The following is a 13,332-nucleotide window of genomic DNA, read 5'->3' on the forward strand; positions in this document are numbered from 1 at the left end:
TCAGTGGGGTTTATATTCTGCTCTGCACTGCTGACGCGCTGATCAGCAGTGCAGTAGCAGGATGATCAGCAATCACATCAGAATGATGTCGTACTGCTCTTGTGGATAGTCGCTTTGCACCTGCAGCGAAATCGGTTTTTTGATGAAATCGCCCAGCATGGCCAGATGCTGTGATTCTTCTTCCAGGAACAGATCAACCACCACCTGTGCCGCCAGGATGCGGAACTCACGTGGGTTGAACTGCTTGGCTTCACGCAGTACTTCGCGCAGGATTTCGTAGCACACGGTACGTGGCGTTTTTACTTGGCCCTTGCCCTGGCAGGCAGGACAGGTTTCACACAGGATGTGTGCCAGCGACTCTCGTGTGCGTTTGCGCGTCATTTCCACTAGCCCCAGCGTCGAGAAGCTGGAGACGGAAATCTTGGTGCGGTCACGTTGCAGCGCCTTGTTCAGCTCAGACAGGACAGCTGCCCGGTGCTCAAGGTTCTCCATATCAATGAAATCAAGGATGATAATTCCACCCAGATTACGCAGGCGCAGCTGGCGCGCAATGGCATGCGCCGCCTCCAGATTGGTCTTGAAGATGGTGTCGTCGAAGTTGCGGCCATTGACGAAGCTGCCGGTATTGACATCGATAGTCGTCATGGCTTCGGTCTGGTCCACAATCAGATAGCCCCCCGACTTGAGATCGACCCGGCGCCCCAGCGCACGTTCGATTTCTTCCTCGACACCATACAGATCAAACAACGGACGTTCGCCGCGATAATGCATCAGCCGTGGCAATACCGACGGGGTGTACAGCGTGGCAAATTCCTGCAGCATCTGGAAGTTCTCGCGCGAGTCGACCTGAATGCTGGAGGTGTCGTCACTGACAAAGTCACGTAACACGCGTTGCGCCAGATTCAGATCCTGATACATCAGCGTGGTCGGTGGCTTGGTCTTGGTCTGGCTGCTGATGCTGGCCCAGGTCTTGCGCAGGTATTCCACATCCATCTGCAAATCGGCATCGGCGGCATCTTCGGCCATGGTGCGGATAATGAACCCCCCTTTTTCTTCCGGCGGCAACAGGCTTTGTACCTTGCTGCGCAATCGGTCCCGCTCGGCTTCATTCTCAATGCGTTGCGAAATACCAATATGATGATCTTGCGGCAGATACACCAGCATGCGACCGGCAATGGAGATTTGCGTCGAAAGCCGTGCCCCTTTGGTGCCGATCGGATCCTTGATCACCTGCACGGTAATGGTCTGGCCATCGAAGAGCAGCTTCTCGATCGGAATATGCGGTGCGCTCTGACCGCCATGGCCATCATGTGCCTTGGCTTCCCAGATATCGGCGACGTGCAGGAAGGCAGCGCGTTCCAGACCGATGTCGATAAAGGCTGACTGCATGCCCGGCAAGACGCGCACGACCTTGCCCAGATAAATGTTGCCGGCCAGTCCGCGCGACAACGTGCGCTCAATATGCAGTTCCTGCACCGCGCCTTGCAGGATCAGGGCAACGCGGGTTTCCTGCGGGGTGATGTTGATCAGGATATCTTCGTTCATGTGACCTGTTGTTTTATTGTTTAAATGGGGAATGACGGGAGCACGGGCAGGCGCGGTATCAGAGTGTGGTCGGTGGCAGCATCCGCAACCCGGCCTTTTGCAGCAACTGTGTCGTCTCGTACAAGGGCAGTCCCATAATCCCGGAGTGGCTGCCGGCAATCTCCTTGATGAACATCGAGGCCAGACCCTGAATGCCGTAGCCACCGGCCTTATCGTAAGGCTCCTGCGTGGCACAGTAGCTGCGGATAGTCTCTTCGTTGAGCGTATCGAAGGCAACGTCGGAGTATTGGGTGATTTGCCACATCTGTTCTTGCCAGGCCACGGCGATGCTGGTCAGTACCTGGTGGGTGCGGCCGGACAGGCGTGTGATCATCGCCACTGCCTCGTTGAAGTCGGCGGGTTTGCCCAAAATCAGTTCGTCTACGACTACTGTCGTATCGGCGGCCAGTATCGGCCGGGCCAGCAATTGCCGGTGCAACATGGTCTGGCGTGCTGACAAGAGCTTGTCGCGCGTGACGCGGGCGACATAGTCGGCAGGTGCTTCATTGGGCAGTACCTGCTCATCGACTTCCTTGTCGGTCAGCAGCAGTTCAAAGTCGATGCCGATCTGGCGCAGCAACTCACGGCGACGTGGACTTTTGGAAGCGAGGTAAATCTTTTTGTCGGCAAGTTTCATGAGACAACACTTTTCGGTATGGTTCCGACTTGCGGCTGGCGCACTTGCTCGGCATGTTCAGACGCGATGGTACGGATGATTCTGAGTAATCGACCAAGCCCGGTAGAGCTGTTCGGCCAGCAGTACACGCACCATCCCATGTGGCAGGGTCATGCTGGAAATGCGTACCAGCATGTCAGCATTGGCCTTGAAGCCAGCATCCAGGCCATCGGCTCCGCCGATGATGAAGGCCACGTCACGGCCATCCTGCTGCCATTGCGTCAGCAACTGCGACAGCTGCACGCTGGTGAGGTCCTTGCCATGTTCATCCAGAGCGACGATGCGCGCTCCTTTTGGCAGGGCGGCTTCAATCTTGCTGCGTTCCTGAGCCATCACGGTTTCGGCGGTTCTACTGCCGGATCGTTCAATCGGCTTGATTTCCTTCAGGAGGATGCGGCATTCCGCCGGCATCCTCTTGCTATATTCATTGAAGCCGGTTGCAATCCAGTCCGGCATCTTGTGGCCGACGGCGGTAATGATGAGCTGCATGGCTCACAATGCCGACGCGGTCATCAAGCCTTGGCGCGCGGTGCACGCTTGGCTGGCGCCTTCTTCGGAGCAGTTGCGCTCTTCGGTGCGGCGACCTTGATGGTCTTGCCAACAGCTTTTTTCGCTGGCGCAGCCCTTTTAGCGGTGCCAGTTGCCGTCTTGGTGGTACCGGCAGTGGTCGATGCACGTGGCTTGCGTACTGTTTTACCAGTCGTGCCAGCGCTGCTTCCTGTCGCCGAGCTGGTGCTGCGGGTTGTGCGTGCGGTACCAGTGGTGGTGCGTACGGTTTTGGTTGCCGCAGTAGTGCCAGTAGCAGCGCGCGGTTTGCGGGCCGGTTTCTTTGGCTCGTCATCATCCAACGCCTGGCTGGCCTCGACCGCTTCAGCCTGGGCACGGGTGCGACGCATCTTGGTTGGTGGGCTGTCTTCTGCTGCACGTTTGGCCGCAGCCGTCGATGCGACGCGCTTGGCAGCGCCGAGCTTGACTTCCTTTTCGCCCCAGATTTCTTCCAGGCGATAGTAGGCACGGATAGCCGGTTGCATGATGTGGACGATCATGTCGCCCAAGTCAACCAGTACCCATTCGCCGGTGTCTTCACCTTCGATACTGATGACATTGCCACCTTTGGCCTTGACCTTGTCGCGCACTGATGCTGCCAGTGCCTTGGTTTGCCGGTTGGAGGTGCCGGAAGCAATCGCCACGCGGTCAAACAGGCTGGTCAGGTGGGTGGTGTCAAAGATCTTGATATCTTGCGCCTTGACGTCTTCCAGTGCGTCGACGACGGCGGTTTGCAGTTTTTTGATGTCCATTAGTTTTGATAGAGATGATGTTGTTCGATATAGTCTAGCACCCCGGCCGGAATCAGCGACTCCGGTCTTTCGCCGCGTTGCAGCAAGGAACGGATCTCGGTTGATGAAATGTCAACCTCCAGACTGGATGCCAGATAGGCTTTGCCGTGCGCGGTGTTGCGTATTTCCTGTCGGGTGCCGGCACGGCGGGTAAATTCTTTCATCACCACCTTCGGTACCTGTGCGGCATCGATGCCGAAGCCGGGGCGAGAGGCCGCGCACAGGTGCGCATAGTCGAACAGTTGCTGCCAGCCTTGCCAGGTGTCAAGGTGTTGCAACTGATCGGCACCCATCAGAAAGACGATGGATACTTCGTCACCCAGTTCAGCGCGCAAGGCTTGCAGGGTGTCGATGGTGTAGGTTGGGGTAGTGCGGCGAATCTCTTGCTGGTCGATCACGACCGGTACCAGTTGTGCACCAAAGGCGCGTTGTACCATTTCCACACGGTCTGCGGGTGACGCTTGCAAACCGTGTTTCTGCCAGGGGTTGCCGGCAGGAATGACGCGTAGTTCATCCGGCTGCAACCAGCCGACAAAATGCTCGCCCAGCGCGACGTGACCGTTGTGGACCGGATCAAAACTGCCACCCAGCACGGCGATGCAGCGCCGTGCCTGTTGCTCGGAATGGGTCATGACAGCCAATCCTTGTGTACCAGGAAGTCACTGTAAAGGGCGGCCTCCGGGCTACCCGCTTGTGGCTGCCAGTTATAGCGCCATTTCACGACCGGCGGCAGCGACATCAGAATGGATTCGGTGCGGCCTCCTGATTGCAAGCCAAACAGGGTGCCGCGATCAAGCACCAGATTGAATTCGACATAGCGACCCCGGCGATACGCCTGGAAATCACGTTCGCGCTCACCGAACGGCAGATCCTTGCGCTGTTGCACAATTGGTGCATAGGCACCGATGAAACTGTCGCCGACGTTACGCAGCAGCGCAAAGCTGTCCTCGAAGGGCAGGTGATTGAGGTCGTCAAAGAAGATCCCGCCAACCCCGCGCGGTTCCTGGCGGTGTTTGAGGTAGAAGTAGTCGTCACACCATTGCTTGTAGCGGGCATGCAGATCGTCACCAAACGGTGCCAGCGCATCACGGCAACTGCGGTGGAAGTGTTGAGCATCTTCCACAAAACCATAATACGGTGTGAGATCCATTCCACCGCCAAACCACCAGACCGGTTCCTGGCCCTCGGCACTGGCGATGAAGAAGCGCACATTCATGTGTACCGTTGGCGCATAAGGATTGCGTGGATGCAGCACCAGCGACACGCCCATCGCTTCCCATTGACGTCCAGCAATGTCAGGCCGATTAGCGGCGGCTGAGGGCGGCAGGCTGGTACCCATGACATGGGAAAATCCCACGCCGCCGCGCTCGAAAACCTGGCCTTCCTCAATGATGCGTGATGTCCCGCCACCGCCTTCTGGACGTTGCCAGGAGTCGCTCAGGAAAGGGGTGCCATCGATCTGCTCCAGTGCCGCGACGATGCGGTGTTGCAGATCTTGCAGATAGGCTTTGACAATAGATGCAGAAGCAACAGGGGTGGTTGATGTCACGGCGCGAAACGGTAGCGAGGCATGGGTGGGAAGGCGTGCAGTGTGCTTATCATCAAAATCAGGTTGAGACGTCACTTCAGTCTGAACATCAGACTCTGCAACAATGATCTGACAGGCTTGTCACGCAAAAATACCCCGCGATTGTACCCTGCCGGCCCGTCCGGGGATAGCCCGTCCGGTTTTTACGGTGTTCAGTCAGCCTGCTTGAGCTCAGGTGATTGTGGGGTTGGTGCAATGCGGCCTTGATTGATAACCTGATAAGCAGCCGGTGCCGGCCATCCTGCTTCAGCGCAAGTTGCGGCAATGATACGGTTGGTATCGTTATAGACCTGGCCATAGGAGGGCGTCGGCGCATGCACGCGTACCGCCAGCAAGGTACCGAGCGCATTGAATTCCACAATCAGTACCGATGGCGCAGGGGTCTCCAGCACGTTGGCAATCTTTGCCACATTGGCGCTCAGACGCTCAATGGCTGCGCTGGGATCAACGCCATAGGCGATCTGGCAACGCAGATCAATGCGGCGGGTTGGCTGAACGTTGTAGTTGATGATGATGTCAGAGAACAGCTTGTTGTTGCCGATGGTCACGCGCAGGTTGTTGTCGGTGAGCATGGTGGTGGTCACCAGTCCAATCTCGGTGATGCTGCCAGTCTGACCGGCTGCGCTGATGTAGTCACCGACCTTGAACGGGCGCAGCACCACCAGAAATACCCCTGCAGCAAAGTTCGAGAGCAGGCCCGACCAGGCCACGCCCAGCGCGACGCCAACCGCTCCGATCATGGCTGCAAATGAGGTGGTTGGTACGCCGCACACTTCCAGAATGCCCATCACCAGGAAGATCCGCAGACCGACCTGTATTGCAGAGATGGCATAGTTGACCAGCGTCGGCTCTAGCAGACGCGTATTGAGCATACGCCGAATGACCTTGGCGAACGTATTGACGGCCATGCTGCCGACGACCCAGATCGCGATCGCCAGTAATACCTTGAGGCCAAATGGCATCAGGATATTGTTGATAAGGTTGTCCAGATTGAGCAGATGTTTTTCCACGGTATTTCCTTTGTTCTTGGGTAGTCAGGTGCTGATTTAGTGCACCAACTAGGCTGATTTGTTGCACCGGGCTAAGTACAAAATTGAAAAAACCTCGCAAACACTGGTTTTGCGAGGTTTCAGCGCGCAGGCTTCTGGTGAGCCGCGCTTCGGCTCAGCGCTTGAGTGCGCGCCAGCCGATATCGCGGCGCAGTTGCGCACCTTCGAAGTGAATCAGATCAGTAGCGGCATAGGCTTGTTTCTGTGCCATCTTGACGCTGTCGCCCAGTCCCACCACGCACAGCACACGGCCACCGGAGGTGGTCAGCTTGCTGTCATGCAAAGTGGTGCCAGCATGGAAGGTGACGCAATCTTCAGTCTCGGCCGGGATGTCGGTGATCAGATCGCCCTTGCGCGGTGCATCAGGGTAACCGGCCGCAGCCATCACTACGCCTAGTGCAGTGCGGCGATCCCATTCCAGCTCAATCGAGTCGAGCGTGCCACTCACCGAGTGTTCCAGTACCGTCAACAGGTCGGTCTTCAGACGCGCCATGATCGGCTGGGTTTCCGGGTCACCCATACGACAGTTGAATTCCAGTGTCTTCGGATTGCCCTTGTCGTCGATCATCAGGCCCGCATACAGGAAACCGGTGAAGTTGATACCATCCTTGGCCATCCCTTGTACGGTCGGCACGATGATTTCACGCATTACACGTGCATGCAGTGCTGGCGTGACGATTGGCGCTGGCGAGTAAGCACCCATACCGCCGGTATTGGGACCCTGATCGTTATCTTGCAGCCGCTTGTGGTCCTGGCTGGTTGCCAGTGGCAGGATGTTCTTGCCATCGACCATGACAATGAAGCTGGCTTCTTCGCCGGCCAGGAATTCCTCGATCACCACGCGTGCACCAGCGTCACCCAGCTTGTTGTCGGACAGCATCATGTCGACTGCGTCGTGCGCTTCCTGCAGCGTCATCGCAACCACGACGCCCTTGCCAGCAGCCAGGCCGTCGGCCTTGATCACGATCGGTGCACCTTTTTGATCGATGTAGTCGTGGGCCGCCTTGAGTTCGGAAAAGGTCTGGTATTCGGCAGTTGGGATGTTGTGGCGATGCATGAAGGACTTGGCGAAGTCCTTGGAGCTTTCCAGTTGCGCGGCTTCCCGTGTGGGACCAAAAATCTTCAGGCCACGGGCGCGAAACACATTCACGATACCAGCTGCCAGCGGCACTTCAGGGCCAACCAGCGTGATGGCGACATGTTCTTTTTCGACAAAGTCGGCCAGCTCATGGAGATCGGTAATGGCGATATTTTCCAGGCGCTCATCGAGTGCAGTACCGCCGTTGCCGGGCGCCACATAGACGGTCTGGATGCGGGGCGATTGGGCGATTTTCCAGGCCAGTGCGTGTTCGCGACCGCCAGAACCTACAACGAGAATTTTCATGGGAAGCACTATCTTTAAAGGTTGACCAGCTTACTCTTCGATCACGGCGTTGCTATAGATCTCTTGGACATCATCGAGGTTTTCCAGGGCGTCGAGCAGTTTCTGCATCTTGATTGCATCGTCGCCGGTGAAGACGGTCTCGGTAGCCGGTTTCATGATGATTTCTGCCATTTCGGCCTTGAAGCCAGCTTGTTCCATGGCGCTCTTGACGGCCGCAAAATCGTGCGGTGGCGTCAACACTTCGATACCACCTTCGTCGTCGGTAATGACGTCTTCAGCGCCCGCTTCGAGGGCAGCTTCCATGACTGCATCTTCGTTGGTGCCGGGCGCGTAGAGCAATTGACCACAGTGCTTGAACATGAAGGAGACCGAGCCTTCGGTACCCATGTTGCCGCCAAACTTGGAGAACGCGTGACGCACTTCAGCCACGGTGCGGATACGGTTATCAGTCATGCAGTCAACGATAATGGCCGCACCATTGATGCCATAGCCCTCGTAACGCACTTCTTCATAGTTCACGCCATCCAGGGTGCCGGTGCCGCGCTGAATCGCACGGGTGACGTTGTCCTTGGGCATGTTGGCATCGGCCGCCTTGTCGACCGCCAGACGCAGACGCGGGTTGGCATCTGCGTCGCCCCCCCCCATACGGGCAGCAACAGTGATTTCCTTGATCAGGCGCGTCCAGATCTTGCCGCGCTTTTCGTCCTGACGGCCCTTACGGTGTTGAATATTGGCCCATTTGCTGTGTCCAGCCATGATGAATCTTTCCTGCCTTGATGAAGCACCTTCGAACAGCCTCGCGTATCGTCAGGGAAGCCGGGGAAGTCAAAGAACTTCGTCGAATTTCCCGGATTGAACGCGATTGCAGCCGATTGACGAAAGGTGTTCTAGTTATAATCGACCCGGAATTTTATCATACCGTCCGATCCTCAAGCCCACCCACAACGCTTCCCTATTGCTTTTTGCTCCTGCACAAGTCGCATGCCGATGTCCGATCTTCCTTGCCGCTTCCAGCCCCGTTTGCATTTGCAAACCTTGACACGTGGCGATGGCGTGCTGGGTTTGCGCCCCGGAGGCTTGTTCGGACCGCGCGGTGGCAATGTCACCGTTGCCAGTATCGACTGGACCTATCAGGTAGCGCATGGGCTGACTTGGGAAACCCCCGCGCCGGTCACCCTGATGACGGTTGCACCAGCGGCCAGCCAGGAGCTACAGGATGAGCATGGCCAGCGCTGGCTGATACAGCGTGATCTGGCGGCGGAAGCGGCAGCGCTGGAACTGATCCTCAGTCACGGGATGCACGCGTTGCACGAGGGCGCAATCCAGTGGCGTGGTGTGGCGCTGAGTAATTTGCCGGCATCCCTGTGGTCGCTGGTGCAGGAAGAACATTTCAGCGATTTCTGGGCCGATGTTGTGCCACTTCTGCAACAACAGGGGTGGCGTATTGTGGTCAGCCCGGGTTTTGCCCATGAAAGCGTCAACGTGGATGCCTGGCGGTTGATTGTCAGCCCTGTCAGCGGCGAGGTCCTCGGTAAGGAACCTGCCTCTGCCATACCTCAGCAAGCCGTCCGGCAACTCGCCAACCTCGGTGGCTTGCGCGCTGCAGGCCGCGGTGCCGGCTGGCTGATTACGCTCGGCGTCGAGATCGAGGGCGAACGCTGCGATCTGTTGCCGATGCTCACGGATCTGATGCGGCGCGATGCACGCTGGCTAGACCTGCAAAAAATCGCACAAATCGATGCCAAAGCTGTGATTTCCTTACGCATGCCTGGTGGCCGGAGGGTCAACGCGCCAGCGACCACACTCAAATTGATCATGAGCGCGATGCTCGATTTGCTGACGGATCCACGCCGCAAGCAGGGTGTATTAAAAGCATCGGCGTGGGATGCGTGTCGCATCGATGAGCTTGGTCAGCAGTTGGCGGACGGAACGTCGCTCGGTGCCTGGCGCTATCTTCCTGATACGGGTTTGCGTTCGCTGGCGCAGCGTTTGCGTGCGGCCGGGACGCCGCCTTCGATAGCGCCGCCAAATGGACTGGGGATACAGCTACGTGCTTATCAGTTACATGGTGTGGCCTGGCTGCAATATCTGCGCGCACAGGGTTTGGGCGGCATTCTTGCGGATGATATGGGCTTGGGTAAAACCGCGCAGGTTCTCGCGCATATCTTGCTGGAAAAGCAGGCGGGCAGACTCGATTGCCCCGCCCTGGTAGTGCTACCGACGTCGCTGGTATTCAACTGGCAGGCCGAGGCGCAGCGCATTGCACCGGGTTTGCGGGTGCTGGCTTTGCAAGGCGAACAGCGCCACCATGACTTTGCCCGCATGGCGCAATATGACCTGATCCTGACGACTTATGCGCTGGTGTGGCGCGATCTTGATGCCTTGCTATCGCAGTCGTTTCATCTCCTGATTCTGGATGAGGCACAAATCACCAAGAATCCGACAGCGCAGGCCGCCAGAGCGGTACGCCGGTTACGGGCGCGGCATCGTCTGTGCATGACCGGCACGCCGCTGGAAAATCATCTGGGCGAACTATGGAGTCAGTTTCATTTTCTGATGCCGGGATTTCTTGGTGAGGCACGTAGTTTTACGCGCTGGTGGCGCAAGCCGATTGAAGAAAACGGGGATCTTGCACGTGCCCAATTGCTGGCAGCCCGGGTGCGGCCGTTTTTGCTGCGGCGGCGTAAGGCCGAGGTTGCCACTGAATTACCTCCGAGAACCGATGCCATCAAGCTATTGCGGTTTGAGGCCGGGCAACGTGACCTGTATGAAAGTGTCCGCGTAGCAGCCGATAAGCAGGTCAGAGAGTTGCTCAAACGGCGCGGCGTGAACACCACCCAGATCAGCATCATGGATGTCTTGCTCAAGTTACGCCAGGTCTGTTGTGATCCGCGTTTGCTCAGAGCGGAAGAACGGGTGACGTCAATCGTGCCGGTCGAATCTGCCAAGATCGCCATGCTGCGCGACATGCTGCCGGCGCTGCTTGAGCAGGGACGACGTGTGCTGGTATTTTCGCAATTCACGTCCATGCTCAGCCTGATTGCGGTGGAACTGGACGATCTGCAATTGCCTTATAGCAGTCTGACTGGCGCCGTTCAGGCAAGCCGGCGCGCTGAGGTGGTGCGAGCGTTTCAGGACGGCGAGGTAGCCTTGATGCTTGTGAGTCTCAAGGCAGGTGGCGTCGGTCTCAACCTGACAGCTGCCGATACCGTGATTCTGGTCGATCCATGGTGGAATCCAGCGGTGGAGGAGCAAGCCATCGCCCGTGCGCACCGCATCGGCCAGCAGCAGCCGGTCGTGGTCTACAAGCTCATCATCGAAGGCAGTATCGAAGAGCGTATTCAACACCTGCAGCAGCGTAAGGCGGTGTTGGCTGAGGGGATTCTGGGCAGTGATGCAGGGCTGGCGCCCAAATTCGGTGAAGCTGAACTGGCCGATTTGCTCAGTCCACTGCGGGTAGGCTAAGGCAGCCAAATCGAAGACGGTTTACAATCGCCCGATGTCTACGCTCACTCTTGCTCACTCAACCGCCAGTCGTCGTAGTTTTTTGACTGGTCTAGCGATGGCCGTGGTCGGCGCCATCTTCTTTTCCGCCAAGGCGATTGTCGCCAAGCTGATGTACCGATATCACGTTGATGCCGTGATGGTGCTGTCGCTGCGCATGATGCTGTCGCTACCGATGTTTGCGGCGCTGGCAGTGTGGCAGGCACGCAAGTCACCACCACTGGCCAAACGTGACTACGGCCGCATCATTTTTCTTGGCTTGATTGGCTATTACCTGTCGAGCTTTCTGGATTTTCTGGGGCTGCAATATATTTCAGCTGGTCTGGAGCGGCTGATCCTGTTTCTGACGCCTTCCTTTGTATTGCTGATTTCGTTTTTCTTCCTCAAGCGCCGCGTCACGTTGCTGGAGTGGGGTGCCTTGCTGGTGTCTTATGCCGGTACTGCACTGGTGCTGCTGCACGATCTCAGGAGCGGTAGCAACGTCCTGCTGGGCAGCACACTGGTACTGGGTGCTGCAATCTCCTACGGCTTGTATCTGATTTTCTCGGGTGAACTGGTGCGACGCGTCGGTGCGATGCGTCTGGTGGCGTATGCGATGTGTGTTTCCTCGATTGCCTGTATCGTCCAGTTTTTTATCCTGCGTGCACCATCGGCGCTGCTGGTGCCGGTTGAGGTCTATCAGCTGTCCTTGATCAATGCCGTATTCTGTACCGTCTTGCCGGTGTGTCTGACCATGGTGGCGGTGGCTCGAATTGGTGCGCCTAACGCGGCACAGGCAGGGTTGGTGGGGCCGGTTTCGACCTTGTTCCTGGGAGCGATGCTGCTCGATGAACCGATCACGATGATCCAGCTGATCGGTACGGCACTGGTCTTGTCGGGAATTTATATGCTGTCACGCAAGAAGGTTTGATGTTGGCTTGAAGTTCTTATTGGTTATTAGTTGTTGGTTGATCAGAGACAGGAGACGGAAATGACAAAAGCGATCAAGTTGTTCAAGGTGGGTGGGCCCGAAGTGATGGAATATGTCGATGTCGAGGTTGGTGAACCTGGTCCCGGCGAAGTGCGACTCCGTCATGCAGCTTGCGGTCTCAATTACATTGATGTGTATTTCCGCACCGGGCTGTATCCGCAGCCATTGCCTTCCGGACTCGGGCAAGAAGGGGCGGGTACGGTTGAAGCCGTTGGTCCCGGAGTGACCGATTTCAAGGTTGGCGATCGCGTTGCCTATGCTGGACGTGGGGGTAATGGTGCCTATGCGGAGGCACGGGTGATGGTTGCTGATTGTCTGGTCAAGCTACCAGACAGCATCAATTTTGAGACAGCCGCCGCCATGATGCTGCAAGGCATGACTGTGCAATATCTGTTGCGTCAAACCTACCCACTCAAAGCTGGCGAGACGATTCTGTTTCACGCTGCCGCTGGTGGTATCGGCCTGATTGCCTGCCAATGGGCCAAGGCCTTGGGCGTGAACATGATTGGTACCGTCAGCACCGATGAAAAAGCGGCGCTGGCCAAGGACCACGGCTGCACTCACGTGATCAATTACAAAACCGAAAACTTTGTTGAGCGCGTCAAGGAAATTACCGGTGGCAAGGGCGTACAGGTGGTCTATGACTCCATTGGCAAGGACACTTTCAGTAGTTCGCTCGACTGCCTGCAGCCACGTGGCCTGATGGTCAGTTTCGGCAATGCCTCCGGGCCGGTACCACCATTTGGTACGGGTGAGCTGGCTTCGCGCGGATCGCTCTACCTGACGCGCCCCTCGTTGGGAAGCTATACGGCCACCCGTGCAGCGCTCGATGCGACTGCCGGCGAGCTGTTTGCGATGGTCGAAAGTGGCAAGATCAAGATCGACATCAACCAGCGTTATGCACTCAAGGATGTGGCGCAGGCGCACCGCGATCTGGAAGCGCGCAAGACGACTGGTTCGACAATCCTGATTCCTTGAGTGACAATCTGAAGCTCAAGGAGAATGGCGATGGACCAACAAGGTGAAGCTGGGAAAAGCCCTATGCGGCATCCCGATGAGCAGCCCACGGGTGTTGATGGATCGCCCAAATTCGGGCGTCTGCTGGTGGTGCTGATTTTGACGGTATTGCTGATTGTGCTGATTACCTTTGGCAGTGAGGCTTACTATTCCTGAAGATGCTTGCAGGGTAACAACTGCCATTGCACGAACGTGAAAAAGGCCACGACCGAAGTTGACTCGG

Annotated in this window: 13 protein-coding genes; 4 read left to right on the forward strand and 9 right to left on the reverse strand. The window is 57.2% G+C overall.

Annotation, left to right across the window (positions count from 1 at the left end):
• Positions 1-72 precede the first annotated feature (72 nt).
• The 9 genes from rng to FHW66_RS18985 all read right to left on the reverse strand — a co-directional run bounded on the left by rng (position 73) and on the right by FHW66_RS18985 (position 8,374).
• On the reverse strand, positions 73-1,545 hold the full coding sequence (gene rng / locus FHW66_RS18945) for a ribonuclease G (RefSeq protein ID WP_183381393.1): 1,473 nt from the start codon (positions 1,543-1,545) through the stop codon (positions 73-75).
• Positions 1,546-1,603: 58 nt separating this feature from the next.
• Positions 1,604-2,221: a nucleoside triphosphate pyrophosphatase gene (locus FHW66_RS18950; RefSeq protein WP_183381394.1), complete on the reverse strand. Its 618-nt coding sequence runs from the start codon at positions 2,219-2,221 to the stop codon at positions 1,604-1,606.
• A gap of 57 nt (positions 2,222-2,278) precedes the next feature.
• Positions 2,279-2,749, reverse strand: coding sequence for a 23S rRNA (pseudouridine(1915)-N(3))-methyltransferase RlmH (gene rlmH / locus FHW66_RS18955; RefSeq protein ID WP_183381395.1), 471 nt, complete (start codon positions 2,747-2,749; stop codon positions 2,279-2,281).
• Positions 2,750-2,772: 23 nt separating this feature from the next.
• On the reverse strand, positions 2,773-3,558 hold the full coding sequence (rsfS, locus tag FHW66_RS18960) for a ribosome silencing factor (protein ID WP_183381396.1): 786 nt from the start codon (positions 3,556-3,558) through the stop codon (positions 2,773-2,775).
• A complete protein-coding gene (locus tag FHW66_RS18965; RefSeq protein WP_183381397.1) occupies positions 3,558-4,229 on the reverse strand; it encodes a nicotinate-nucleotide adenylyltransferase in 672 nt (223 codons plus the stop codon). Before FHW66_RS18965 ends, rsfS begins: the two co-directional genes overlap by 1 nt.
• Positions 4,226-5,146: an oxygen-dependent coproporphyrinogen oxidase gene (gene hemF / locus FHW66_RS18970; RefSeq protein WP_183381424.1), complete on the reverse strand. Its 921-nt coding sequence runs from the start codon at positions 5,144-5,146 to the stop codon at positions 4,226-4,228. Before hemF ends, FHW66_RS18965 begins: the two co-directional genes overlap by 4 nt.
• A gap of 191 nt (positions 5,147-5,337) precedes the next feature.
• Positions 5,338-6,195, reverse strand: a complete 858-nt coding sequence (locus FHW66_RS18975) for a mechanosensitive ion channel family protein (protein WP_183381398.1) — start codon at positions 6,193-6,195, stop codon at positions 5,338-5,340.
• A 154-nt stretch (positions 6,196-6,349) separates the two neighbouring features.
• The gene (gene purD / locus FHW66_RS18980) at positions 6,350-7,618 is read right to left on the reverse strand and encodes a phosphoribosylamine--glycine ligase (RefSeq protein WP_183381399.1); all 1,269 of its coding nucleotides are present in this window, start codon (positions 7,616-7,618) and stop codon (positions 6,350-6,352) included.
• Between the two features lie 30 nt (positions 7,619-7,648).
• A complete protein-coding gene (locus FHW66_RS18985) occupies positions 7,649-8,374 on the reverse strand; it encodes a YebC/PmpR family DNA-binding transcriptional regulator (RefSeq protein WP_183381400.1) in 726 nt (241 codons plus the stop codon).
• A 231-nt stretch (positions 8,375-8,605) separates the two neighbouring features.
• Here FHW66_RS18985 and FHW66_RS18990 point away from each other — a divergent pair, with 231 nt between their 5' ends.
• The 4 genes from FHW66_RS18990 to FHW66_RS19005 are packed head-to-tail and all read left to right on the forward strand — an operon-like array spanning position 8,606 to position 13,265.
• Positions 8,606-11,083, forward strand: a complete 2,478-nt coding sequence (locus tag FHW66_RS18990) for a DEAD/DEAH box helicase (RefSeq protein ID WP_255459066.1) — start codon at positions 8,606-8,608, stop codon at positions 11,081-11,083.
• A gap of 34 nt (positions 11,084-11,117) precedes the next feature.
• Positions 11,118-12,032, forward strand: coding sequence for a DMT family transporter (locus tag FHW66_RS18995; RefSeq protein ID WP_183381402.1), 915 nt, complete (start codon positions 11,118-11,120; stop codon positions 12,030-12,032).
• A gap of 60 nt (positions 12,033-12,092) precedes the next feature.
• Entirely contained in the window at positions 12,093-13,070 is a 978-nt protein-coding gene (locus FHW66_RS19000) for a quinone oxidoreductase (protein WP_183381403.1), read from the forward strand.
• Positions 13,071-13,100: 30 nt separating this feature from the next.
• On the forward strand, positions 13,101-13,265 hold the full coding sequence (locus FHW66_RS19005) for a hypothetical protein (RefSeq protein ID WP_183381404.1): 165 nt from the start codon (positions 13,101-13,103) through the stop codon (positions 13,263-13,265).
• Positions 13,266-13,332: the final 67 nt, after the last annotated feature.

Source organism: Herbaspirillum sp. Sphag64, assembly GCF_014192645.1.
Lineage (GTDB): Bacteria > Pseudomonadota > Gammaproteobacteria > Burkholderiales > Burkholderiaceae_D > Herbaspirillum.

Excerpts from the sequence above, each read along its gene's own strand:
- rlmH (WP_183381395.1), bottom strand. The coding sequence starts at position 2,749 with ATGCAGCTCATCATTACCGCCGTCGGCCACAAGATGCCGGACTGGATT.
- FHW66_RS18995 (WP_183381402.1), top strand. The coding sequence starts at position 11,118 with ATGTCTACGCTCACTCTTGCTCACTCAACCGCCAGTCGTCGTAGTTTT.
- purD (WP_183381399.1), bottom strand. The coding sequence starts at position 7,618 with ATGAAAATTCTCGTTGTAGGTTCTGGCGGTCGCGAACACGCACTGGCC.
- FHW66_RS18965 (WP_183381397.1), bottom strand. The coding sequence starts at position 4,229 with ATGACCCATTCCGAGCAACAGGCACGGCGCTGCATCGCCGTGCTGGGT.
- FHW66_RS18950 (WP_183381394.1), bottom strand. The coding sequence starts at position 2,221 with ATGAAACTTGCCGACAAAAAGATTTACCTCGCTTCCAAAAGTCCACGT.
- FHW66_RS19005 (WP_183381404.1), top strand. The coding sequence starts at position 13,101 with ATGGACCAACAAGGTGAAGCTGGGAAAAGCCCTATGCGGCATCCCGAT.
- rng (WP_183381393.1), bottom strand. The coding sequence starts at position 1,545 with ATGAACGAAGATATCCTGATCAACATCACCCCGCAGGAAACCCGCGTT.
- FHW66_RS18990 (WP_255459066.1), top strand. The coding sequence starts at position 8,606 with ATGTCCGATCTTCCTTGCCGCTTCCAGCCCCGTTTGCATTTGCAAACC.
- FHW66_RS18985 (WP_183381400.1), bottom strand. The coding sequence starts at position 8,374 with ATGGCTGGACACAGCAAATGGGCCAATATTCAACACCGTAAGGGCCGT.
- rsfS (WP_183381396.1), bottom strand. The coding sequence starts at position 3,558 with ATGGACATCAAAAAACTGCAAACCGCCGTCGTCGACGCACTGGAAGAC.
- FHW66_RS19000 (WP_183381403.1), top strand. The coding sequence starts at position 12,093 with ATGACAAAAGCGATCAAGTTGTTCAAGGTGGGTGGGCCCGAAGTGATG.